Raw genomic sequence first — 22733 nt, 5'->3', positions numbered from 1 at the left:
CCCTATTCGAATTGCTCATCAATATTGCTCATGGAGACCACGGTGCTGGAAATCCGCCACCTGAAAACCCTGCACGCCTTGCGCGAGGCCGACAGCCTGGTCGAAGCCGCCGAACGCCTGCACTTGACCCAATCCGCCCTGTCCCACCAGTTCAAAGAACTGGAGGAGCGGTTGGGCATGCCGTTGTTCGTGCGCAAGACTAAACCGGTGCGTTTCACCAGCGCCGGCCTGCGCCTGCTGCAACTGGCAGACGCCACCCTGCCCCTGCTGCGCGGCGCCGAGCGTGACATCGCGCGCCTGGCCGGTGGCACCGCCGGGCGCCTGCACATGGCTATCGAATGCCACAGCTGCTTCCAGTGGCTGATGCCGACCATCGACCAGTTCCGCGATGCCTGGCCCGAGGTCGAGCTGGACCTGGCGTCCGGTTTCGCCTTCGCCCCGCTGCCGGCACTGGCCCGTGGCGACCTGGATCTGGTGGTCACTTCCGACCCGCTGGAGCTGCCGGGCATCACGTATGTGCCGCTGTTCACCTACGAAGCCATGCTGGCCGTGGCCAACCAGCACCCCCTGGCGAACAAGTCGTACATCGTGCCGCAAGACCTGCTCAGCGAAACCCTGATCACCTACCCGGTGGAACGCGACCGCCTGGATATTTTCACCCGCTTCCTCGAACCCGCCGATGTCGAACCGGCCCAGGTACGCACCTCGGAGCTGACGGTGATGATGATGCAACTGGTCGCCAGCGGTCGTGGTGTTTGCGGCATGCCGCATTGGGCGCTGCATGAATACAGCTCGCGCGGTTACGTCAAGGCCAAGCGCCTGGGTGAGAAAGGCCTGTTTGCAACGCTGTATGCGGGGATTCGTGCAGACATGCTGGACGCGCCGTACATGCGCGACTTCCTGCTGACGGCCAAGGACACGTCGTTTTCCACACTGGATGGGGTCAGCGCCGTGCGTTGAGGGGCACGGCTCAGTCCTTGGAACCCGCCAATCAGGCGGTGGTGGTCAGCGATTTGCGATAAAACGGCAGGATCAGCTCACGCGTCAAGGGCGCCAGGTGCAGGCCGCCGTCTCCGGCCGGGTCGATCCAGCGCACTTCTTCAATCTCGGCGGCCGGGGTCACCGGCACGTCGATCCGTACCTGGAACAGTTCGGCTTGCACCGTAAAACCTGGCTCGTTGGCGGCCGGGGCCGAGAAACGGCCGAGGTAGACCGCCTGGCTCGGCTCGATGTGCAAGTTCAGCTCTTCGTGCAGCTCACGGGCCAGCGCTTCGACCGGTTGTTCGCCGGCATCGATCTTGCCGCCCGGTTGCATGAATGCCTGGGTGCCGCGCTTGCGCACCAGCAACGTCTGGCCGTCGCCGCCGATCAGGAGCGCGGCGGCGATACGGATAGTGGTTGGCATGGACAAAATCACCTTGAATGCAAAGACACAATGATCCCATGAAGCGCCTCAGCTCAAAAGATGCGGCTCTTCCGGTTCGCGGATAAACACGCTGTACTTGGCGCCCTCCATGGCTTCAAACGCGATCAGCTTGTCCACCAGCGGCAAGTTGAGCACTTTGCCGGCATTGAGCAGCAACATGCCGTTATCGGCGTTGAGGTTGCGCGCCAGGATCATGCCGTCGGCCAGTTCGCGGGTGCTCAGCACTTTGACACTCGGGTCGCCCAGGGTCACGTCGTTGAGGAATGTGGCACAGGCCAGGACGAAGTCTTCGACCATGTCCGGATCATAGAGCCGCCCCGCGTACTTGCGGATGTACAACAGCGCTTCATCGCTGTTCATCTGCCGTTCCAGGATCAGGCCCTTCTGCAGTTCGATGAAGTCCACCGCCAGTTTGAGCAAGCGCGCGCCTACGGGAATCGTTTCACCCTTGAGGTGATCGGGAAACCCGGTGCCGTCCCACCGTTCCTGGTGGTGGCGGATCAGCCGTGCGGCGTCCTTCATCGGCTCGAGCGTCATCAGCAACGACTCACTCTGCGCCGGGTATGCGCGATAGCGTTCGCGGTCGTTGCTGTGCAGCAGTTCCGACGGGACGGCCATCATGCCGTCGCTCCAGCTCAATTTGCCGATGTTGTAGAGCGCGGCGGCCATGGTCAGGTCACGGGCGCTGGCTTCGTCCAGCGCCTGGGCTTTGCAGTACACGCGGATCAGCTCGATCAACTGGCGGTTGGTCTGCTTCTGCTTGGGCAGGCGCAGGTTGGCCAGCAGCGAAAACACTTCGGTGCCGGTCACATAGCTGCGCTTGAGCTCGTCGTAGGCCAGGTCGAGCATGTCGGCGGTTTGCTGCAGCTCGCTGGTGCGCGCTTCGACGCGCTTTTCCAGGGTGGCGTTGAGGGCCTTCAACTGCTCGTTCTGATCGCGGGTCAACTGCTCAAGACGCACGCGCTCGCGTTCGGAATGCTGGTGTTCCAGGGACTGGCGCAACGTCAGGAGCATTTCCTCGTCGTTCCAGGGCTTGCTGATATAGCGGTGGATCTGACCTTCGTTGATCGCCTTGATCATCATGGTCATGTCGGCATAGCCGGTCAGCAGGATGCGCGTGGTGGCCGGGTACAGGCGGTGGGTCTCGGCCAGCAGCATCGCCCCGTCCATCGCGGGCATGCGCGCGTCGGTCATGAGCAGGTCGACGGGCTCGGCGGCCATGATTTCCAGAGCCTGGGCACCACTGCTGGCCAGCAGCACATCATAAGGCTGGCCCCGCAGCAGGCGGCGCAGGCTGTTGAGGATCGATTCTTCATCGTCGACCAGCAAAATAGTAGGTCTGTAAGGGGACGTCGTAGCAGTTTGTTCATCCATGGCGACACCTCCTGGCGATGGTACTCGGTTGCTTCATTGCGCCCCGGCGTGATCGATCGCTGTACTTGCATTAGCAATGAGCGCTAGATGCAGGCTGGGGTAACTGAGGGTGATTTGACGCCAACTGGCGTACTTATTCAAGGGACCCGGCTATGCTAGTAGCATGAAGCCATGACTGTTCCCTGTTTATTGAAGCATTCAAGGTAAGGAAGCCCGATGCGTAAGAATCTTCAGTTGCCTGCGTCCCGGTGTCAGCCATGAATCCGTGCTCAGGAAGGGCCAATCGACGGGTGCTGATCGTCGATGACGCGGCCTCCATCCACGAGGATTTCCGCAAGATCCTGTGCGCCGATACCACAGGCGGCCAGTCCCTGGACAGCATCGAAGAAACCCTGTTCGGCACCGCCCCCACCGTGCGCCAGACTTTCGTGCTGGACTCTGCCTATCAGGGCCAGGAAGCCCTCGCCCTGGTCAACCAGGCCCTGGCTGACAACGCGCCCTACGCCCTGGTGTTCATCGATATGCGTATGCCGCCGGGCTGGGACGGCCTGGAAACCATCGAACAACTGTGGAACGTCGACCCGAACCTGCAGATCGCCCTGTGTACGGCCTACTCGGACTATTCCTTCGAAGCCATCGAAGCGCGCATCCAATACAGCGACCAGTTGCTGATCCTGAAAAAGCCGTTCGACAACCTGGAAATCCGCCAGATGGCCAGCGCGCTGACCTGGAAATGGCAGCTGGCCCAGGATGCCGCGCTCAAGCTGATGGGGTTGGAGCGCACGGTCGAAGAACGCGTGCAGGAACTGCTGAAGGTCTCACACCTGCTGCAATACGATGCCCTGACCGAACTGCCCAACAGCACCCTGCTGGGCGACCGGCTGACGCAGGCCATTGCCGTCTGCAGGCGCCATGACACCCAGTTGGCCGTGATGTTTATCGGCCTGGACCGCTTCAAGCGCATCAACAATGCCCTGGGCTATCCAGTCGGCGATGAAATGCTCAAGCAGGTCAGCCAAAGCCTGGTGGCCACGGTGCGCGCGTCGGATTCGGTGTTTCGCTACGGCTCCGACCAGTTCGTGCTGATCCTCAACGACATCAAGCATCCCCAGCAAACCCAGTACATTGCCGAAAAACTGCTCGGCGCCATCAGCACGACACACTATGTGGCTGGGCATGACTTGAGTGTCACCGCAAGCCTGGGCATCAGCATTTACCCCAACGACAGTTTCAGCGCGGTGGAGCTGATCAAGAACGCCGAAACCGCCATGCACACCAGCAAAGCCCATGGCCCCAACGACTTCAGTTTCTTCGTCAACGAGATGAACCTGCGCGCCCAGGCCCAGCAGAGCCTGGAAAGCGCGATCCGGCAGGGCTTGCAGCGCAATGAGTTCATATTGCACTACCAACCGAAACTGGATTTGAGCAGCGGGCGGATCGTCGGCGCCGAAGCCCTGATTCGCTGGCACCAGCCCGACCACGGCTGGATCTACCCGTCAGCCTTCATTCCCGTGGCCGAAGACAGCGGCCTGATCGTGCCCTTGAGCCAATGGGTGTTGCGCCAAGCCTGCGAGCAAGCACAAGCCTGGCGCGCCGCCGGCCTGCCTGCAGTGTGTATCTCGGTGAATATTTCGGCGATTGATTTTCGCCAGCGCAATTTTGTCGCCAACCTGGCGGCCATTCTGCAACGCACCGGCCTGATGCCCAGTTTGCTTGAACTGGAAATCACCGAGAGCGTACTGATGCAAAACGTCGAGGACACGCTCGTCACCCTGCAAGACATCAAAGCCTTGGGCGTGCGGCTGTCGATCGACGATTTCGGCACCGGCTATTCCAGCCTCAGTTACTTGCGCCGGTTTCCCATCGATGTGTTGAAGATCGATCAATCCTTCGTGCGCGGCCTGGGCGAAAACAGCCAGGATGCACAACTGATCAGTGCCATCATCAGCCTGGGCAAGAGTCTGGACTTGAACATCATTGCCGAAGGCGTCGAAACGCTTGAGCAATTGGAGTTCCTCAGAGCCCACCGTTGTGAGGAGGGCCAGGGTTTCCTGTTCAGCAAAGCCGTGGCGGCCGCTGAATTCGCCCAATTGATGCAAGCCGGGCAACGCAGCCTGATGCCCCCCCAGTGACTGTCTATTCAAGGAACGAACGCTTGATCCGTCCCCTCACCCGCTCTCCTCGCCCGTCCCCCTGGGCACTCGGCCTTGCCGTCGCCCTCGGGGTTGGCGCCGCCCTGCCCGCAGTGGCCGCGCCACTGGATGAGCCGCTCAAACCGCTGCCGCCGGTGCCGCTGCTGGATGCGGCAACAGTTGAGCTGGGTCGCCAGTTGTTCAACGAGAAACGCCTGTCGGTCAATGACAGCCTGTCCTGTGCCAGTTGCCACCAGCTGGCAACGGGCGGGGGCGATGACAAGCCGTTTTCCTTGGGCTTTGATGGCAAGCCGGTCAAACTCAACACACCCACGGTGTTCAACGCCAGCCTGAATTTCAAGCAGTTCTGGGACGGTCGGGTGGATACCCTCGAGGCCCAGATCGAACAAGTGGTCATCAGCCCGGTGGAAATGGGCAGCGACTGGAAAACCGTGGTCGACAACCTCACCGCCATGCCGCAGTACCAGGCCGCCTTCAGTCAGGTGTACCCCGACGGCGTGACGGCGGCCAACGTGCAAAATGCCCTGGCGACGTATGAACGCACACTGCTCACGCCCAACTCCCGCTTCGACCAATACCTGCTGGGCAATACCGATATCCTCACGATCGAAGAAAAATACGGCTACCAACGCTTCAAGGAATATGGCTGCATCGCCTGCCATCAAGGCATGAATATCGGCGGCAACATGTTCCAGAAGTTCGGCGTGATGGATGATTATTTCAAGGGCCGCACGCCCGCCGAGACCGACCTGGGCCGCTATCTGGTGACCCACGACGAAGAAGACCGTAACGTGTTCAAGGTGCCCAGCCTGCGCAATGTCGCCGTCACCGCGCCGTATTTTCACAACGCCTCGGCCAAGACCCTCGAAGAAGCCGTGGATGTGATGTTCAGATTCCAACTGGGGCGCGTGCCCTCGGCGGAAGACAAGGACCAGATCATCAAGTTTCTCAAGACCCTGACCGGCCAATGGGCGGGCAAACCTTTATGAGCAGACGGTCATGAGACTCTCCCGCCACTACGTCATCCAACTACTACTGGGCACCGCGACCCTGCTGCTGGCATCGATACTGGTGTTCCTGTACATCAAATCAAGTACTGACCAGACCAGCCGTTACACCGAATCCCGCGACCTGATCCGCCAGATGCAGCAGCTCAACGCGCAGTGGGACAGTGAGGTGCTCAAGGCCAGAATCGCCCTGACCCACAATTACGACCCCCTGGTGACGCCGCTGACGCAGATCACAAGAATCTGGGAGGAACTGCGCCAGCACGAGTCGTATCACGCGCCCAAAGACCTGCCCGGCTGGCAAGCCAGCCTGGATGCCGGTCAGGCGGCGATCCAGGACAAAGCGCGGCTGGTCGACCAGTTCAAGTCCCATAACGCCGTGCTGCGCAACTCCCTGGCGTTCCTGCCGACCGCTGAAAACGATATCCAGGCCGCGTTCACACGGCTCGACGACGAACAGCGGCTGCCGCTGCAAAGCGTGGCCACCGACACCTATGACCTGCTGCTCAGCAGCATGGAATTCGCCCAGGTTGCCAGCGACGACCGCGCGGCCGAGATTCTGTTGGGCCTGAACCTGCTGGCGGTGAACAAAGAACGCTTGCCGGCCGACTTCCACCTGCCGGTGGAGATTCTCAGCAACCACGTCGCGCTGATCCTGCGCGAACAGCCGCTGGTCAACACCTTGTTGGAACGCATCGCCGCGGTTCCCGTGGCCGAACGCCTGGACGAACTGACCACCCACCTCAACCAGGATCAGCAGGCCGCCGACCTGATCGACCAGAAGTATCACAACTACTTGCTGGTGTTCTCCACCCTGCTGGTGGCATTGCTGCTGTACCTGGCCATCAGGCTGTTGCGCAGTTTCACCGTGATCAACCGCGTCAACCGCGCCCTGCACACCGCCAATGCCAGCCTGGAACAGCGCGTGGAAAAACGCACGCGCCAGCTCAGGGATGCGCAAAGCGAACTGCTCGACAGCGCCCGCCAGGCCGGCATGGCGGAAATCGCAACCAATGTGCTGCACAACGTGGGCAACGTGCTCAACAGCGTGAACATCTCCGCCGACCTGGTCGCCCGTAAGCTGCGCACCAGCAAAGCACTGGGGTTGGGCAAGGCCATGCAGTTGATCAACGAACACCCCGATGACCTGGGCACTTACCTGCGCGAAGACGAAAAAGGCAAACTGCTGCCGGGCTACCTCAACCAATTGGTGGAAGCCATCGCCGTCGAGCAACAGGGCCTGACCGACGAGCTGGCGCAATTGAGCAAAAGCGTCGACCACATCAAGGACATCGTCTCCACCCAGCAATCCTACGCCGGCGTTTCCAGCGTGCTGGAGCCCTTGCAGGTCAGCGCCCTGATGGACGACGCGCTGCGCATGAATTCCGGCGCGCTGAATCGCCATCATGTGACGGTGGTCAAGGAATACGCCGACGTACCGCAGATCATGGCCGACAAACACCGGCTGCTGCTGATCATGGTCAACCTGATCAGCAACGCCAAGTACGCCATGTCCAACCTGACCGACCGGCCTCGGCAGATTACGTTGTCGATCCAGACGGTAGAGGACAACATCCTGCAAATCAGCGTCAAAGACGAAGGTGAAGGCATCCCCGCCGAAAACATGACGCGGATCTTCACCCACGGCTTCACCACTCGCAAGGAAGGCCATGGCTTCGGTCTGCACAGCTGCGCCCTGGCGGCGATTGAAATGAATGGCCGGCTTACTGCCTATAGCGATGGTCCGGGCAAAGGCGCGCTGTTCACCTTGCAAATCCCCCTCAACGATGCTGCAGGCCCCGCATGAACCAACCACCGAACCGGCGCATTCTGCTGATCGACGACACGCCCTCGATTCACGAAGATTTTCGCAAGATCCTCAAGCCGCCCCTGGAACAGAACCAGGCCCTGGACGCGATGGAAGCCGCGCTGTTCGGCACCAGCGACAAACAGCCGCAAAGCCCGCTGTTCGAGCTGGACTCCGCCTACGGTGGGCAGGAAGGTTTACAACTGCTCGAGGCGGCCATGGCGGCGCAACTGCCCTACGCCCTGGCCTTCGTCGACATGCGTATGCCCCAGGGCTGGGACGGCGCGCAAACCATCGAAGAACTGTGGAAGGTCGACCCGAACCTGCAGGTGGTGGTGTGTACGGCGTACTCGGATTATTCCTGGGAAGAGCTGCTGTTTCGCCTGCGTGCCCATGACCGGCTGCTGATCCTGAAAAAGCCGTTCGACAATATCGAAGTCCAGCAAATGGCCAACACCCTGACCGCCAAATGGGACATGGCCCGCCGCGCGTCCTTGCAAACCAGCCACCTGGAGCTGTTGGTGGAACAGCGTACCCAAGCGCTGACCCAGACCAGCCAGGCCCTGCAACTGGAGATCGACGAGCGCAAACAGCTCGAAAGCCAGTTGGTGCAATCGGAAAAACTGGCGTCCCTGGGGCAACTCGCCGCGGGCGTGGCGCACGAGATCAACAACCCGGTAGGGTTCATTTCCTCCAACCTCGGCACCCTCGAAGGCTATTTCAAACAGCTGCAGCAGATGCTCGATGCCTACCGCCAGGCCGAAGCCGCGATCGGCGACGATCAGCTCCAAGCCCTGCGCCAACGCCTGGACCTGGACTTTCTCAGGGAAGATATTCCGACGCTGATTCACGAATCCAAGGAAGGCATTGGCCGTGTGGCGCAGATCGTCAAGGACTTGAAAGACTTTTCCCGAGTGGACACCGACCAGACCTGGCAGTGGGCAAACCTGCAACAAGGCATCGATTCGACCCTGAACATCGTCGCCAGCGAGCTCAAGTACAAAGCCGACGTCATCAAGCACTATGCGCCCTTGCCGGAAATCGAATGCCTGGCCTCGCAGCTCAACCAAGTGGTGATGAACCTGGTGATCAACGCAGCGCAAGCCATCGGGCCGGAGCGCGGCACCATAACCATCAGCAACGGCGTGGACGGCGAGAACATCTGGCTGGAAATCGCGGACAACGGCTGCGGGATTGCCCCGGACGCCCAGCTGAAAATCTTCGATCCGTTCTTCACCACCAAGCCGGTGGGCGAAGGCACGGGGTTGGGGCTGTCACTTTCCTACGGCATCGTCAAGAAACACCATGGCGAAATCTCCGTCAGCAGCGAACTGGGCAAAGGCACCACGTTCCGGGTAGTGCTGCCCATTCGCCAAACAGCGGTGTAGGCCCGTTCGAAAAAGCATCACGCAACGGTTGGATCAACGCCCGAACTTTCCATCGAGTTCGAATAGGACCCGATACGAGCTCATGCGCAATGCGCAACTCTCTCGACTTCTTTGTAAATCTGGGCGCCTTTGGCAATTTCCGCAGTGCGCAGATCATAGGCGGTCTGCAGGTTCAGCCAGAACTGTGCAGATGTCTCCAACGCGACTGCCAGGCGTAATGCAACGTCCGCACTGATGCTCCGACGCATCAATACAATGTCATTCACCGTAGGGGCGGAAACATGCAGCGCCCTTGCGAGAGCGGCTGCGGTCAGGCCCAGCGGTTCCAGGTACTCTTCCTTGAGTATTTCCCCAGGATGTACAGGTCGCATGCCATTCTTAAACATCATTCACCTCAGTGGTAATCCACAATTTCAACATTTTCAGGGCCGTGAGGCCCCCAAATGAAACAGACCCGGAATTGACCATTGATTCGGATACTGTGTTGCCCCTCTCTGTCACCGTATAACGGTTCCAGCCTATTCCCGGGCGGTGAGCGCAAGTCAGCGAGTTCAACCGCCGCATCCAGCATGCTCAGCTTTCGTTCCACCACGGAAACGACAGCGGACCAACGTCGGGTTCGACCGGGTTCAAACAGTTTTTGGGTTTCGGCGCATTTAAAGCTTCTGATCATCGCTTAATGCTTAACGTTATTCGTTAACGAGCAACTCTACATGGATTGTCGATATATTCAACCGACAGTTGAATAGGCGCTGAGGGAGGGCGACGAGCGGTCAGTGCCGCCGTCAAAAAAAGCCGCTCCAGACACTGGAACGGCCTTAGAGGTAAGGCCGGAACGCCTCACGCCAACTGTCTATATCGGGCCAGTCCGCCGTGTCTATGCGACCCAAGCGAATGCACCTACAGGTTGTTCAGGGTTTCCTTACTGGCGCAGAATGCCGCACCGACCAGAAGAGTCCGATCCCAAGGTAACCGTATGAGCCTGTCCTTGCTAAGCCGCTACGCGGTGTTTGCCGTATGCGTGATGTTTACCCTCGCCAGCCTGCCCTTTGTCGAACATGAATGGTTATGGCCCATTACCCTGGTCACCGGCGTCCTCAGCCTGCTCGGCCTCTTCGACCTGCTGCAAAGCCGCCACGCGATACGCCGCAACTACCCGATCCTGGGCAATATCCGTTACCTGGTCGAGGGCATTCGCCCGGAGATCCGCCAGTACCTGCTGGAGTCCGACAGCGACGCCCTGCCCTTTTCCCGGGCGCAACGCTCATTGGTCTACTCGCGCGCCAAGAACGAAACCGCCGACAAACCCTTCGGTACCTTGATCGACGTGTACCAGTCGGGCTTCGAGTTCATCAGCCACTCCATGCGCCCCGCGCCGTTGACTGACCCGAGCTCGTTTCGCGTGATGGTCGGCGGCCCGCAATGCAAGCGGCCGTACTCGGCCTCGGTATTCAATATCTCGGCCATGAGCTTCGGCTCTCTGAGCGCCAACGCGATCCGCGCGCTCAACCAGGGCGCCAAGCTGGGTAACTTCGCCCACGACACCGGCGAAGGCAGCATCAGCCCCTACCACCGCGAAAACGGCGGCGACCTGACCTGGGAACTGGGCAGCGGCTACTTCGGCTGCCGTACCCGCGACGGCCATTTCGACCCGGAACGCTTCGCGGTGCAGGCCCAGAACCCGCAAGTACGCATGATTGAAATCAAGATGAGCCAGGGCGCCAAGCCTGGCCATGGCGGGATTCTGCCCAAGCACAAAGTCACCCAGGAAATCGCCGAGACACGCGGCATCCTGATGGGCGAAGATTGCGTCTCGCCGTCGCGCCACAGCGCGTTTTCCACGCCTATCGAGTTGATGCACTTCATCGCCCAATTGCGTGAGTTGTCCGGCGGCAAGCCGGTGGGCTTCAAGTTCTGCCTCGGTCATCCGTGGGAGTTCATGGGTATCGCCAAGGCCATGCTCGAAACCGGCATCCTCCCCGACTTTATCGTGGTCGACGGCAAGGAGGGCGGCACTGGCGCCGCGCCCGTGGAGTTCACCGACCACATCGGCGTGCCGCTGCGCGACGGCCTGCTGTTCGTCCATAACACCCTGGTGGGCTTGAACCTGCGCGACAAGATCAAACTCGGCGCCAGCGGCAAGATCGTCAGCGCCTTCGACATCGCCAGCGTCCTGGCCATCGGCGCCGACTGGGCCAACTCGGCGCGCGGCTTCATGTTCGCCATCGGCTGCATCCAGTCGCAAAGCTGTCACACCAACAAATGCCCGACCGGCGTCGCCACCCAGGACCCACTGCGCCAACGCGCCCTGGTCGTGCCGGACAAGGCCCAGCGCGTGTTCAACTTCCACCGCAACACCCTCAAGGCCCTGGCCGAAATGCTCGCGGCAGCGGGCCTGGAACACCCGTCGCAATTGTCGGCCAAGCATTTGGTGCGACGCATGTCGGCGACCGAGATCAAGCTGTTCTCACAGCTGCATGTGTTCCTCAAGCCTGGGGAATTGCTGACCGGGGAAGTGAACGGCGAGTTTTATTCGCGCATGTGGCAGATGGCGCGGGCGGATAGTTTTGAGCCCAGTGAAGTAAAAGTGGCTTGAGCACAATCCTGCCTCCTCCCCATACGAACACCTACAGGAAAAAGACAGGGGCAGCCGCCGACATTCATCATCAGCGGCTTACTCGCATACCTCAACATCAGTTATCGGATTCGCTTCGCATATAACATAAAGTTCAAGAATCTGATCACCTTTACGCTCTTGATGTACAGAGCGCCAGTTATGGGGAAATCGAATGGCGGACCGCTGCGCCTGCTCAAAATTTGCGATCCACCATACGCGACGAGTTGGCGGGATAAGCCCTTCAAAGCTATCGACATAAGTGCTCTCTGGATATTTATCCATCGGCATAGAAAAACCTTTGCCATTGGGTCGGCCTGATCGCCCATCCGAAGTAGGCGGCGTATATAATAAAACCCTGCTTCTGCCTTTATCGTAATAAATTGCAGCGTAAAATATATAGGGGTCATATACAATTATTGCATCGCCCGGCCTACGCCCTTGCTCATACTCAAGCATCAGCTCATTCATTTTATCAACCTGAACCCTACTTGGATTATTCATTGTGGTTTCACCCCAATAAAAATTCATCAATCCAAAAATTTCAACACTTAAAAATACCATAGCCGAGACTACAAACAACACCGCATTTTTAATTTTATCAACGGCCACAGCCATAACAACAGCAAGCATTACTGCCGAAAAAAACAAATATCGCTCTACAAACAAAGGTTTTACCAAAGAGATGAGAAAACCCCCTAGCACAGGAACAAAAAAACACACAGCAATTAATACCTGAGAAGACCATTTGCTTTTGTCATTGAAAAGAACTGCCAAACCACTTATCCAACACACCACGGGCAACATCCAATAAACCACGCTCTGATAATCCTTAGCATCCTCTAATATAAGAAATCGCCATATTGCGGAAGGCAAGCTGTACCACGTTACCTCTGAAATCCACCCTATCGCCCAAGTGTTATGAGTCTGATTAATAAAGCTCGGTAACCAGGGGGCAAATAGCAGAGCGATCGCAATATTTGCCAACCACCAAGCCGGAGCTGATATATAGCTATTCACTCCAGGCTTGCGAAACTGCAGAAACACAATGTACAGCCAGTGTGAAAGCGCACAAAACACTGCAAAATAATGAGTATAAAACCCAGCCCCCATCAGTAACACATAGATCACCAAGTAGCCAGTTCTGGCAGAATCCCTGACCCAACACACCAGTGCGATTGTGGCAGCCGTTAGTAACAACCCCATCAGCGCATACATGCGTACATCCTGGCTATAGCGCACTGCAATAGGCAACAAGGCAAGAAATAACCCGGCTATCAAGGATGCCCGGCGCGTAGAGATCAGCCTGGCTAATACCATACCCAAAATTACATTCAGGACGCCTACGACTGCACTGAACCCCCTCATCCAGATTAAGCTATCGCTGCCCGCCCCCTGCATCACGGCCCGCAGTATAAAATAATAAAGAGGCGGGTGAACATCCACAGTGCTCAACACCCATATATCAGAGTACGAATACGTGACAAACAACAGACTAAATGCCTCATCAGACCAGATAGACGCACCCGTTAAGTTATAGAATCGGAGTGCTACAGCAAGCCCGACAATCATTAAAAAAAAAGGCAAATCACGCGTAAACCCAATTGAAGCCAACGTATTTTTTAGGTTCACTTACTCATCTCCGATTCATTATCCGGCCTTTGAAATTGACATTTACCTGAACTATTCAACACATCCTTCACCACATACCTCGGCCGATGCTTGGCCTCCATATAAATCCGCCCCACATACTCGCCCAATATCCCGATCCCGATCAGTTGCACCCCACCCAAAAACAAGATCGCCGTCATCAACGACGGATACCCCGGCACCGCATTGCCAAACAACACTTTGTCCACCACCAGATACCCGGCGTACACCAGCGCCAGCAGCGAAATACCGCCGCCGATATAGCTCCACAACCGCAGCGGCAAGGTGCTGAACGAGGTGACTCCATCCAGTGCCAGGTTCCACAGTTTCCAGGCGTTGAACTTGCTCTGGCCGACAGCACGGGGCGCGCGGTCGTACTCGACAATCGCGACGTTGAAGCCGGCCCAGGACAACACGCCTTTCATGAACAGTTGCTGCTCGGGCAAGGCCTTGATCACGTCCACCACCTTGCGGTCCATCAACCGGAAGTCGCCGACGTTTTCTTCAATGTGTGTGTAGGAAATACGATTGAGCAGGTGATAGAACAGCGACGCACTGCGGCGTTTGAGGTAGCCGTCGCTGGAGCGATCCCTGCGTTTGGCCAATACCACGTCGGCGCCTTTTTGCCATTCGGCCAACAGGTGCGGGATGACCTCGACCGGGTCTTGCAGGTCCACGTCCATCGGGATCACCGCATCTCCGGTGGCATATTCGAGCCCGGCGAACAGCGCGGCTTCTTTGCCGAAGTTACGCGAGAAGTTGATCAGCACCACGCCGCTATCGGCCAAGGCGATAGCCCGGGCATGCTCGGCGGTGCGGTCGGAACTGCCGTCGTTGATAAACACGATCTCAAGCGTCTGCTCGTGCAACGAGGCCTCTTGCCGCACGCTGCGGTAAAACACGCCCAGCGCCTGCTCCTCGTTATACACAGGCACCACCAGCGAGACCCTCATTGCCCACGCTCGCGAAACACCACCCACCGGGACAGCAAAAACCCGCACACCAGGCTGATCAGCGAAAACACCGCCACGGTGAGAATCCCCGGCACCTGCCAACGATCCGCCAGCCACCCCACGCCCAGGCTCACACCGCCCATGCAGGCCATGAACAGCGCGTAACGCGGCAGCGAAGGGGGCATGGCAAAGGTGTAGATCGCGTTGACATAAAACGAAAAGGACGCTGCCACGCAAAACGCGAGGACATTACTCACCGCCTGGCTGAGCTCCAATGCGGCCCGGAACACGAAAAACAGCTGCCAATGGATCAGCGTATTGGCGATGCCAATCACTGTGTAGCTGGAGAATCCCTTCCACAATCTGGTCATACCGTTGCCCCGTCAGGCCTTGCTCTAGCAAGCCACGGCGCCTGCGGTCCGTCTACTGTCAGAATTAACAGGTAGCCCCCCGCGCCATTGAGACATTCAGTAATACCCAGCCTTTGCAATCGCTTACAAATACCGCCAACCTGCGCCCGCTCGACGTGCGGCGTAAGACAACAGCCGCGCGCGCCAGTCATTACTAAACCTTTCGTACAAGAGCCCGCTGCCATGCTGAACGGACGCGACCCGCGCATCGATTTTTTTCGGGGTCTGGCGTTGATCTTCATTTTCTGGGATCACGTCCCCCACAACCCCCTCGGCCAGATCACCCTGCGCAACATCGGTTTCAGCGATGCGGCAGAGGTGTTTGTGTTCCTCGCCGGTTACGCCGCCGTTTTGGCCTACGGCAACGTCCTGCAACGCGACGGCTACTGGATCGCCTCGCTGAAAATCCTGCGGCGCGCCTGGGTGCTGTATGTGGTGCATATCTTTTTGCTGGCGATGCTGATGGGCATCGTGTTCTTCGCCAACAGCCATGTGGAAACCCGCGACCTGGTCGAAGAGATGGGCCTGACGCACTTCGTCACCCACCCGCAGCAGGCGCTCACCGATGAATTGCTGTTGCGCTTCAAGCCCAACCTGATGGACCCGCTGCCGCTGTACATCGTGCTGCTCGGCGGGTTGCCGCTGGTGCTGCCGTTGCTGCTGCGCCAGACCTGGGCGGTGGTGGCCGTGTCGTTGAGCGTGTACCTGCTGGCGCCGTGGATGGGCTGGAACCTGCGGGCGATTGCCGATGGCGTGTGGTACTTCAACCCCGTCACCTGGCAGTTGCTGTTTGTGCTCGGCGGCGCGGCGGCGATTCATGCCCGCCAACCACGCCCGGCAGAGCGCCGCGCGCTGCTGCGTCAGCCGCTGTTTGTGGCGGCGGCGGGCTACTCGCTGCTGGCCGCGATCATCACGCTGGCCTGGCGCTGGCCCGAGGTGCATGACGCGCTGATGCCCGCGTGGCTCAGCGAACGGCTGTACCCCATCAGCAAGACCGACCTGTCGCCGGTGCGCCTGGTGCACTTCCTGGCGCTGGCTTATGTCACCGCCAAGCTCTTGCCCCATGCCGGCTGGACCCGCCATTGGCTGGCGCAACAGAGTTGCCGCATGGGCCGCTATTCCCTGGAGGTGTTCTGTCTCGGCGTGCTGCTCGCACCGCTGGCGGACATGCTCAACGCCCTGGCCGGCGACGCGTTGGCCATGCAGCTATTCAGCGCGTTGGCAGGCGTGGTGTTGATGGGTGCTCTGGCGACCTGGCTGGAATTCAACAAACGCCTGGACAGCAGGTTGCAAGCGCGTCGCTCACTGCCCACGTCATCATTAAATAGATAGCCCCGGCCGTTTTCGCGACGGTGCTTCCATGCCCTTCCACTTATCGTGAAAGGGTATGGCTGATGTCAACTTATCAACGACTCAACGGGTTATCAGGCAACTTGCAGTCCAGCAGTTCCTGGTCACGGCAACAAGCCCTTGAGCAGATTCAGAACAACGTGATTCAAGCCATGAGCAGCTTGAACCCACAGGAAAAAGCCCGCTACGTCAGGTTGCAACGCGAAGCATTGAGCGCCTTGACCGCTCTGGAACACGCCCAGCAAGCGCTGACCCGCGACTTTAAGACTCAAGGCCTTGCGCAACTGCGGGAAAAAATCGGCGGGCGCGATCCCGAGCAATACACCCTGTTCACCCGCTACAAAGAGAAACGGGAGCAGGGCTTCCCCTGGGACCCGCCGCAGCCGCTCCTTCCGCTCAATACCGTGCCCCTGCCCGCCGCACGCTATCGTCGGGCCCATTACGACTTCCATTACATTGAGCATCTCAAGCACATGTCGCTGTGGGAAGCGGCCTGTCTCAACTACGGTTTCACCCACTCCATTCACGGGGACTCGGGTTTCAGCCTGGTGGAAGCCAGCTATATCGTGGGGCCGGACAACGACAGAAGCCTGGGCGCACTGGCCTTCATCGAAGCCGCCCGCACGCTGGACCTGGGCGCTCAGTTGCGCGACAAAGCCCGTACCGCCATGGCGCCGGGCGGGCCGTTGCGCCCATTGTTCGAGGCGTCGGCCAAGGCCAGCCTGCTGTTCGACGTAATCGAAGCCTACCGCAACCGTGCCACTACCGGCGTCACCCTGGAGATCTACACGCGACTCAACGCCGCCATCGAAGGCACTGGCGCGCAATTGCCGTTCGACACGCTGAACCTGAGCTCCGGTATCACCCCCCTGATCTCCGTGCCCTTCGTCCCCTGGGACAGTTGCATCCCCGTGCCCTTAATGCTGATTCGCGTGGCCAGCCTGGGCGTGTTGTCCTACTTCCCTTTCCGTCCCGGCGGGGCGTTGCAATACCACGACGATGCCCAGGCCGCCGAGTACGCGTTTCGCACACAACTCACTGACAGCCACGCGAAAAAAGACTTGGGCTGGTTCTCCCGGCAATTGCCCTTGATCGGGCTGTCGGTGTTCAGATCACTGATCAACAAAGCGCCGCATCTGAAGGGGTTCAGTTGGTTAGGCGCTTATGTGTACGACGGTTTTCACCTGGCCTTCTCAACAAAGACCCTGGACAACATCCGCTTCAACACCGACATCAAATCCGGGCGCGCAATCACCCTGGTGCAGGCGTGTGCCTATCGCCAGATCCAGCGCTTTCAGTCAGACCTGGACACACTGGCGCAAACCCGCTCGGAAAAAGACTGGCAAGCCCTCAAAGATGCGGCGGCAGCGATTGCCGGCGAAGTGCTGCAGATGCTGCTTACGCCATTGCCCGGCGGCGTCACCGGCATGAACCGGGTCATGCAACTCGCGGTCATGGGCAGCCTGACCTACAGCGCCGCCCAGGGCGTGAATGAGCTGGCCAAGGGCGAAGCCAGCGGATTTGCCTCGGCGCTGGCCGATGTCACCGACCTGGCCGTCAGCGGCAAGCTGATCTCAACCGCCGGAAGGGCCCATCGCCAACGCATGCACGCGTACCTGGAAAAACTCGGCAACCCGTACAAAATCACGCGCGCCGACGGCAGCCATGGGCTCTGGAAAGCCGACGCCCAACCGTATGCCCACGACAACCAGCGCCTGGTCAACGGTATCACGCCCAACGCGTTGGGCATTTACGTGGTCGAGGGTCACCTCTACGCCAAACTGCGCCAGGGCGAGATGGATGTGCTGATCGAAGTCAAATTCGACGACGCGCACAAACGCTACGTACTCACACGCGGTAAAGACGGCTACACCCCAGCGATCATATTCGCCCCAGAGCTCCAGACCTGGACCTTCGATTTGCACAATGCCCATCTCCTGTCCAACCCGGAGTTGCTGCAACGCATGCTGCCCAACGGGGCGTCGACGATCCCGTCGGCCGACCTTGAACACATGCTACGCAGCACCGCCACCACTCGCGATACGCTGGATCGCGTGTGGCGCGCCCAGCCGGCACCGTTGAACCTGATCGAAGGCGCCCGGCGACTGCAGGTCGATCAGGTCATCCAGCAAATCATCGAGCGGTTCCCCCAACCCGGCCAACTGCCGGCGCATGCCGACAGCACGGTCTTCTGCCTGCTGACCCAACTCAACGGCTGGCCGACCGACACCCTGCTGCATATCCACGATGCACAAGGCACGCGGATCGAGACCTACGGCAAAACCGAGCAACCACCCCCACGCCCCCATGCCATCAACCTCAAGCGCCGCGAGGATGGCAGCTACACAGACCTCAGCGACGCGGGCAGCGGCCCCGAGGGCAACGAGCACCTGCTTCAACTGATCATCCGCCAGCAACCACGCGACTCGGCCCTGGGTAAAGAGGACCAACCCAACGCATCCGAGGACGCGCGCGTCAGCAGCGTACGCCAACAGGTTGGCGCATTGGCAAGCCTTGAGCGCCACGCGCTGTTTTCGGCGCTGTTCGATTACTGGGGCTACGAAAAAGCGGAACTCGCCGCCGCACCGGCGGCAAGACGGTTTCTGCCGGTCAAGGTGTCACCGGCCTTGATTACCGTCACGCCCCTGTTGAAAAAACTGCGCGACCTGAACCCGCCCCTGACCGCCGCCAACCTTGCGCGATTACTCGCCGAGCACCCGCTGACAGCACGCCAGCAAGAGGCGTTTCTGAGCGGTGGCACCCTGCCGGTAGCGTTCGTTGAAACACTCGATCGCCAACGTACCGCGTTGCGCATCGACGCGGTGATCGACAGCCTGTACAACCCCCGCGACTTCAATGCCGACACTGACCTCTGGGCCCGGGAATTTGCCGGCGCGCTGATCCGCGACACCCTCAAGCGTCCCTTCGTGGTCACGGATGTCAGCCAGGGCGAGACCTTCGTGCCCAGCGGTGCGGACGACCTCACCGTCAACCTGCGCTTGCACCCCGGCGGTCGCTACCAGGCCTATGACATCCGCAACGACAGTGAAATCCCCGTCTCACCCGCCCAAGACAGCTTCTACCTGGCCATCGCCTCGGTGCTCCACCCCCACGAACGTCAACAACTGGGCATGAGCAGTGTCACCGACGCCAAGGGCCTGCGCAAAACCCTGGGGGACAACATGAGCGCCCGACGCAACCCCCAAGGTCACGTCAGCCTGGTCAATGGCTCGCTGGTGCCCTACCAACACAACCTAATGCTGTCACCTGGCCTCAAACCCAGGACCGACGGGATCTTCATGATTGAGGGCAACGAATACCTGCCGCTGTTCGGCAGCCTGTTCCGCATCGTCTTCGATAAAACGCTGTTCAAATGGCGGCTCAAGCACCCGAAAAAAATCGGTGTCGACACCCCGCTCCTGGAGCACAACGGCCAGGGCACCTGGCGCCTGGCCAGCGAGAACCCGATGACCTGGGACACCCACCAGCTATTCCACCGCCTGGGGCACGAGGACTACGCGTTTACGCAGGAACGGGCCAGTCAAATCCTCGCCCTGACCGACACCCCGGACCACGTGCTGCGCCAGGTACACCGTGCCACCCACCCGGTGCCGCCGTTGTTGGCCGACACCTGCAAACGCTTCAAGATCGAGCAACAGATTCAACACTTCATCAACGCACTGCGGGTGAACCCCAACACCCAGGAAGCCGAGCCGGCCCTGCAATTGCTGGTGATCTCCGCGTTGCCGGGATGGCCGGACAACCACAGACTGCAGATCGTCGGCACCGGGAACGAGGTGCGCTATCAATACCCGGCCAGTGCGGGCCCGAACGCTGAAACAATCCTCGTGACCGAGCAGGACTACAGGGACGCCCGCCTGCTGAACCAACTCACCGGCTACGACACGCTGATCAATGCCTTGTTGGGCGAATTGCCCAGCTCCGCTGAAGAGCGCTTGTTCAAACTGGTGAAAAAAATCGTCGAGTTCGCCGAGAAAGAAACCAACCATCTGTTCAATTCGCTCTACCAAGAGAGCGAGCACCGCAGCCCCAACGTCGCGCGCGAACGCTTCAAGGCCGCACATGCCGACTTACCCAACAACACCGTCGACAGCATCCTCGACCACGCAACGCCCCGCGAACTCAAGCAACTGCACGAACACGGCAAGGTGAGCCTGCGCCTCGGCGAAACAGCCCGACTGACCGCCCACGAGGTGCGTCTGAACCGCGCCTTCGAGGGCTTGTACCTGGACAACCTGATCAACCCGGACAGCGACCGGATCATCCTGCACCTGCTCAACACCGTGCCCGGCTGGCCCAGCGACCTGCGCATCGAAGTCCGCGACCGACACTTCAGCGGCTCCAGCATCGAAGCCGCCGGCAACCCGGCCGGGACGCGCCAAAAAGTGCTGGTCAAGCAACACCAGGTCTACCACGCCTACGACTCACAAGGAGCGCCTCTCGCCGCGCCCGTCGGCAGCGGCAGCAACCTGCTGTCAGCCATCATCCAGACGTTGACCGACACTGAACGGAGCACGCTGGGAATCACACATGAAGACGACCTCGCGCCACTTCAGGAGCAGATCGCCAAGCTGGCGCTGTCCCAGCGCGTGGCGATAAAAAGCCTGCTGGACCTGCCGCACCTGCAACCCTGGCTGCAACCGCCGATGGGCCTGGATCGCTCATTTCTGGTGTACCCCGTCTGGAACTGGCTGTGGCCATTCGGCGGTAATCGCGCGCCGGACCTGGTGAGCAGGGTCCAGGAACTCTACCCCCGGTTCGACAATGACACCGCCCGCGCCTTCATCCGCTGGCTCAACCTGGATGAGCCGGCCGCCCTGATCGAGCTTGACCGACGCCAGGCCGAATACAGCTTCATGGACATTGAACTGACCCGCTGGAGCGACACCCCTCGTGACACCGACAACGACGAAACCGACCCACTGGGCCTCCATCTGGGCCGTCGTCGCCATATCGCCAACACACTGCGCAGGGCCTGGCGACGGGATGAGCCGCCACAGGTCTACATCGATGGGTTGTTTCATGCTGAGTCATTGACATTGCAACTGGACACCATCGATCTGCCCACGGCGGCCTTTATCAACGGGTTCAGGGGCTTCGAGCACATCGAGCACCTGAGTATCGCCGGGGACAGCTTCCCCGCCTCGGGCCATACATTCCTCGCGCTCTTCCCAGGCTTACGGGCCCTGCAAATCGACTGCCAGTTGAGCGAGCTACCGACCGCCATCACCCAGATGACGCAACTCACCCGCCTGAACCTGGAAGGCAACGCGCTGGTTTTAACCGAGGAGTCCGCCGCACGCCTCGCCGCCATGGTCAACCTGGAAAACCTCAACCTGGGTTACAACCCCTTGGGGATCACGCTCGACGTCACGCGAATGAGCCAACTCTCGACCTTGGATTTAAGAGCAACCCATACCCAACAATGGCCGATCGGCGCCGCAGATCACGCGAATCTGAACACCCTGTACTTGCAGGAAAACCAGATCTCCAGCATTCCCGAGCGCGTGTTTACCCACCCCAGAGCCATCATCCGAAATCGTTCGACGTTCCTGCATGACAATCCGCTGTCGCCCCAAACCTTGCAGCGCGTTAGGCAATACCAAGCCGACATTGGCATGGCCGTAGGGGGCTCCCTCCCCGGCATCGCCCACACGCCGCCCGCCGAACGCGGCATTTTGCCTTGGCTGGTCCACCTGAAACCCTTTAAACACGACAGCGCCAGAGAACTGTGGAACGGTCTGTCAAGCCATGAAGGCGCCCGTCCCGATGATGTCTTCAGAGTGTTGGCGGACTTGACCAAGTCTCTGGAGTACACCATCGCTGGAAATGCACGTAAAAAACTGACATTCCGGGTCTGGAACCTGCTCGATGGCCTGAGCAACTCCACCGAGCTGCGCGAAAAAGTGTTCCTCAACACCCATGCGGCGGGCACCTGTGGCGACGGCGCCATACTGCTGTTCAACAACATGGAGCTCATGCACCGAGTGCATCAGACCCTCGCTCGATACGACGAAAACCGCATCGACCGCGAACTGCTCGGCCTGGCCAAACAAGTGTATTACCTGGAGCAGCTCGACCAGTTCGCCGACGATCACATCAGCCGCTTGACCGCGCAAGGGCGTTCGCCGGACCCCGCCGAAATCACCCTGTTCTATCGGGTGATGTTGCGCGAGGAATTCAACCTGCCGGTCCAGGCGGACCAAATGTTGTATTCAGTGGAGGGGTACGGCGTGGTCGACAACGATGTCCAACAGGCGCGTCAAATGCTGCGCGGGTTGAAGGATTCCCCTGGGCTGGTGAACGCATACAAAACCTGCGACTTCTGGCTCGACTACCTGGAACGACGCTTTCCCGCGCCCTTCTTGACGATCAAGGAAGTGACCCGCTACAAGATCGGGCTCTTGCAAAAGGAGCTGCCGGACAAACACTCCGATGAACACCTCGACCGCCTGCAAGCGCTGATCGACACGCAGACCGCCGAGCGCAACCGCCTCATCGGCCAGTTGACGGACGCCGCCCTTCACGCGTTGCCGCGCGATTGAGCGCATCAAGGCGGCCTGTGCGCCACAGGCCGCCT

15 protein-coding genes are annotated in these 22733 nt (G+C 59.7%); 8 read left to right on the top strand and 7 right to left on the bottom strand.

Annotation, left to right across the window (positions count from 1 at the left end; all coding sequences use genetic code 11):
- Positions 1-42: 42 nt before the first annotated feature.
- Positions 43-960, top strand: coding sequence for a transcriptional regulator MetR (metR, locus tag TU80_RS09440; protein ID WP_017844590.1), 918 nt, complete (start codon positions 43-45; stop codon positions 958-960).
- A 31-nt stretch (positions 961-991) separates the two neighbouring features.
- On the opposite strand, the gene TU80_RS09435 is transcribed toward metR, so the two are convergent.
- Positions 992-1405: an NUDIX hydrolase gene (locus tag TU80_RS09435; RefSeq protein ID WP_057004335.1), complete on the bottom strand. Its 414-nt coding sequence runs from the start codon at positions 1403-1405 to the stop codon at positions 992-994.
- Positions 1406-1453: 48 nt separating this feature from the next.
- On the bottom strand, positions 1454-2800 hold the full coding sequence (gene nosR, locus TU80_RS09430) for a response regulator c-di-GMP phosphodiesterase, NosR family (protein WP_057004334.1): 1347 nt from the start codon (positions 2798-2800) through the stop codon (positions 1454-1456).
- Between the two features lie 257 nt (positions 2801-3057).
- On the opposite strand from nosR, the gene TU80_RS09425 reads away from it, so the two are divergent.
- Genes TU80_RS09425 through TU80_RS09410 form a run of 4 tightly spaced genes read left to right on the top strand, consistent with a single transcriptional unit; the run spans position 3058 to position 9155 of the window.
- Entirely contained in the window at positions 3058-4932 is a 1875-nt protein-coding gene (locus TU80_RS09425; RefSeq protein ID WP_057004333.1) for a putative bifunctional diguanylate cyclase/phosphodiesterase, read from the top strand.
- 23 nt (positions 4933-4955) lie between these two features.
- Positions 4956-5942 carry a cytochrome-c peroxidase gene (locus tag TU80_RS09420; RefSeq protein WP_057004332.1) on the top strand — a complete coding sequence of 329 codons (987 nt, stop codon included), beginning with the start codon at positions 4956-4958 and terminating at the stop codon, positions 5940-5942.
- A 10-nt stretch (positions 5943-5952) separates the two neighbouring features.
- Positions 5953-7767, top strand: coding sequence for a DAHL domain-containing protein (locus tag TU80_RS09415; protein ID WP_046384560.1), 1815 nt, complete (start codon positions 5953-5955; stop codon positions 7765-7767).
- Positions 7764-9155, top strand: coding sequence for an ATP-binding protein (locus TU80_RS09410; RefSeq protein ID WP_057004331.1), 1392 nt, complete (start codon positions 7764-7766; stop codon positions 9153-9155). Before TU80_RS09415 ends, TU80_RS09410 begins: the two co-directional genes overlap by 4 nt.
- Before the next feature lie 80 nt (positions 9156-9235).
- On the opposite strand, the gene TU80_RS09405 is transcribed toward TU80_RS09410, so the two are convergent.
- Both TU80_RS09405 and TU80_RS31440 read right to left on the bottom strand, forming a co-directional pair.
- Entirely contained in the window at positions 9236-9541 is a 306-nt protein-coding gene (locus TU80_RS09405; protein ID WP_017844583.1) for a HigA family addiction module antitoxin, read from the bottom strand.
- 8 nt (positions 9542-9549) lie between these two features.
- A complete protein-coding gene (locus TU80_RS31440; protein ID WP_082643822.1) occupies positions 9550-9828 on the bottom strand; it encodes a type II toxin-antitoxin system RelE/ParE family toxin in 279 nt (92 codons plus the stop codon).
- Between the two features lie 303 nt (positions 9829-10131).
- Between TU80_RS31440 and TU80_RS09400 the strand changes: the two genes are divergently transcribed.
- Positions 10132-11751: an FMN-binding glutamate synthase family protein gene (locus tag TU80_RS09400; protein WP_057004330.1), complete on the top strand. Its 1620-nt coding sequence runs from the start codon at positions 10132-10134 to the stop codon at positions 11749-11751.
- 78 nt (positions 11752-11829) lie between these two features.
- On the opposite strand, the gene TU80_RS09395 is transcribed toward TU80_RS09400, so the two are convergent.
- The 3 genes from TU80_RS09395 to TU80_RS09385 are packed head-to-tail and all read right to left on the bottom strand — an operon-like array spanning position 11830 to position 14743.
- Complete coding sequence (locus TU80_RS09395) at positions 11830-13401, bottom strand: glycosyltransferase family 39 protein (protein WP_057004329.1); 1572 nt, start codon at positions 13399-13401, stop codon at positions 11830-11832.
- Positions 13398-14372, bottom strand: coding sequence for a glycosyltransferase family 2 protein (locus TU80_RS09390; RefSeq protein WP_046384564.1), 975 nt, complete (start codon positions 14370-14372; stop codon positions 13398-13400). Before TU80_RS09390 ends, TU80_RS09395 begins: the two co-directional genes overlap by 4 nt.
- Entirely contained in the window at positions 14369-14743 is a 375-nt protein-coding gene (locus TU80_RS09385; RefSeq protein WP_046384565.1) for a GtrA family protein, read from the bottom strand. Before TU80_RS09385 ends, TU80_RS09390 begins: the two co-directional genes overlap by 4 nt.
- A 222-nt stretch (positions 14744-14965) precedes the next feature.
- Here TU80_RS09385 and TU80_RS09380 point away from each other — a divergent pair, with 222 nt between their 5' ends.
- Both TU80_RS09380 and TU80_RS09375 read left to right on the top strand, forming a co-directional pair.
- Positions 14966-16114 (top strand): OpgC family protein, encoded by a 1149-nt coding sequence (locus tag TU80_RS09380; RefSeq protein ID WP_057004328.1) that lies wholly within the window; start codon positions 14966-14968, stop codon positions 16112-16114.
- A gap of 62 nt (positions 16115-16176) precedes the next feature.
- Positions 16177-22698: an NEL-type E3 ubiquitin ligase domain-containing protein gene (locus TU80_RS09375; RefSeq protein WP_057004327.1), complete on the top strand. Its 6522-nt coding sequence runs from the start codon at positions 16177-16179 to the stop codon at positions 22696-22698.
- Positions 22699-22733 lie beyond the last annotated feature (35 nt).

Origin of the sequence: Pseudomonas veronii (assembly GCF_001439695.1) — a bacterium.
GTDB classification, from domain to species: Bacteria; Pseudomonadota; Gammaproteobacteria; order Pseudomonadales; family Pseudomonadaceae; genus Aquipseudomonas; species Aquipseudomonas veronii.
This window is presented reverse-complemented; position numbering and strand designations above follow the sequence as displayed.

What these genes read in the sequence shown, in the direction of transcription:
- TU80_RS09435 (WP_057004335.1), bottom strand. Translation starts at nt 1,405, where the DNA reads ATGCCAACCACTATCCGTATCGCCGCCGCGCTCCTGATCGGCGGCGAC.
- nosR (WP_057004334.1), bottom strand. Translation starts at nt 2,800, where the DNA reads ATGGATGAACAAACTGCTACGACGTCCCCTTACAGACCTACTATTTTG.
- TU80_RS09425 (WP_057004333.1), top strand. Translation starts at nt 3,058, where the DNA reads ATGAATCCGTGCTCAGGAAGGGCCAATCGACGGGTGCTGATCGTCGAT.
- TU80_RS09415 (WP_046384560.1), top strand. Translation starts at nt 5,953, where the DNA reads ATGAGACTCTCCCGCCACTACGTCATCCAACTACTACTGGGCACCGCG.
- TU80_RS09410 (WP_057004331.1), top strand. Translation starts at nt 7,764, where the DNA reads ATGAACCAACCACCGAACCGGCGCATTCTGCTGATCGACGACACGCCC.
- TU80_RS09405 (WP_017844583.1), bottom strand. Translation starts at nt 9,541, where the DNA reads ATGTTTAAGAATGGCATGCGACCTGTACATCCTGGGGAAATACTCAAG.
- TU80_RS31440 (WP_082643822.1), bottom strand. Translation starts at nt 9,828, where the DNA reads ATGATCAGAAGCTTTAAATGCGCCGAAACCCAAAAACTGTTTGAACCC.
- TU80_RS09400 (WP_057004330.1), top strand. Translation starts at nt 10,132, where the DNA reads ATGAGCCTGTCCTTGCTAAGCCGCTACGCGGTGTTTGCCGTATGCGTG.
- TU80_RS09390 (WP_046384564.1), bottom strand. Translation starts at nt 14,372, where the DNA reads ATGAGGGTCTCGCTGGTGGTGCCTGTGTATAACGAGGAGCAGGCGCTG.
- TU80_RS09385 (WP_046384565.1), bottom strand. Translation starts at nt 14,743, where the DNA reads ATGACCAGATTGTGGAAGGGATTCTCCAGCTACACAGTGATTGGCATC.
- TU80_RS09380 (WP_057004328.1), top strand. Translation starts at nt 14,966, where the DNA reads ATGCTGAACGGACGCGACCCGCGCATCGATTTTTTTCGGGGTCTGGCG.
- TU80_RS09375 (WP_057004327.1), top strand. Translation starts at nt 16,177, where the DNA reads ATGTCAACTTATCAACGACTCAACGGGTTATCAGGCAACTTGCAGTCC.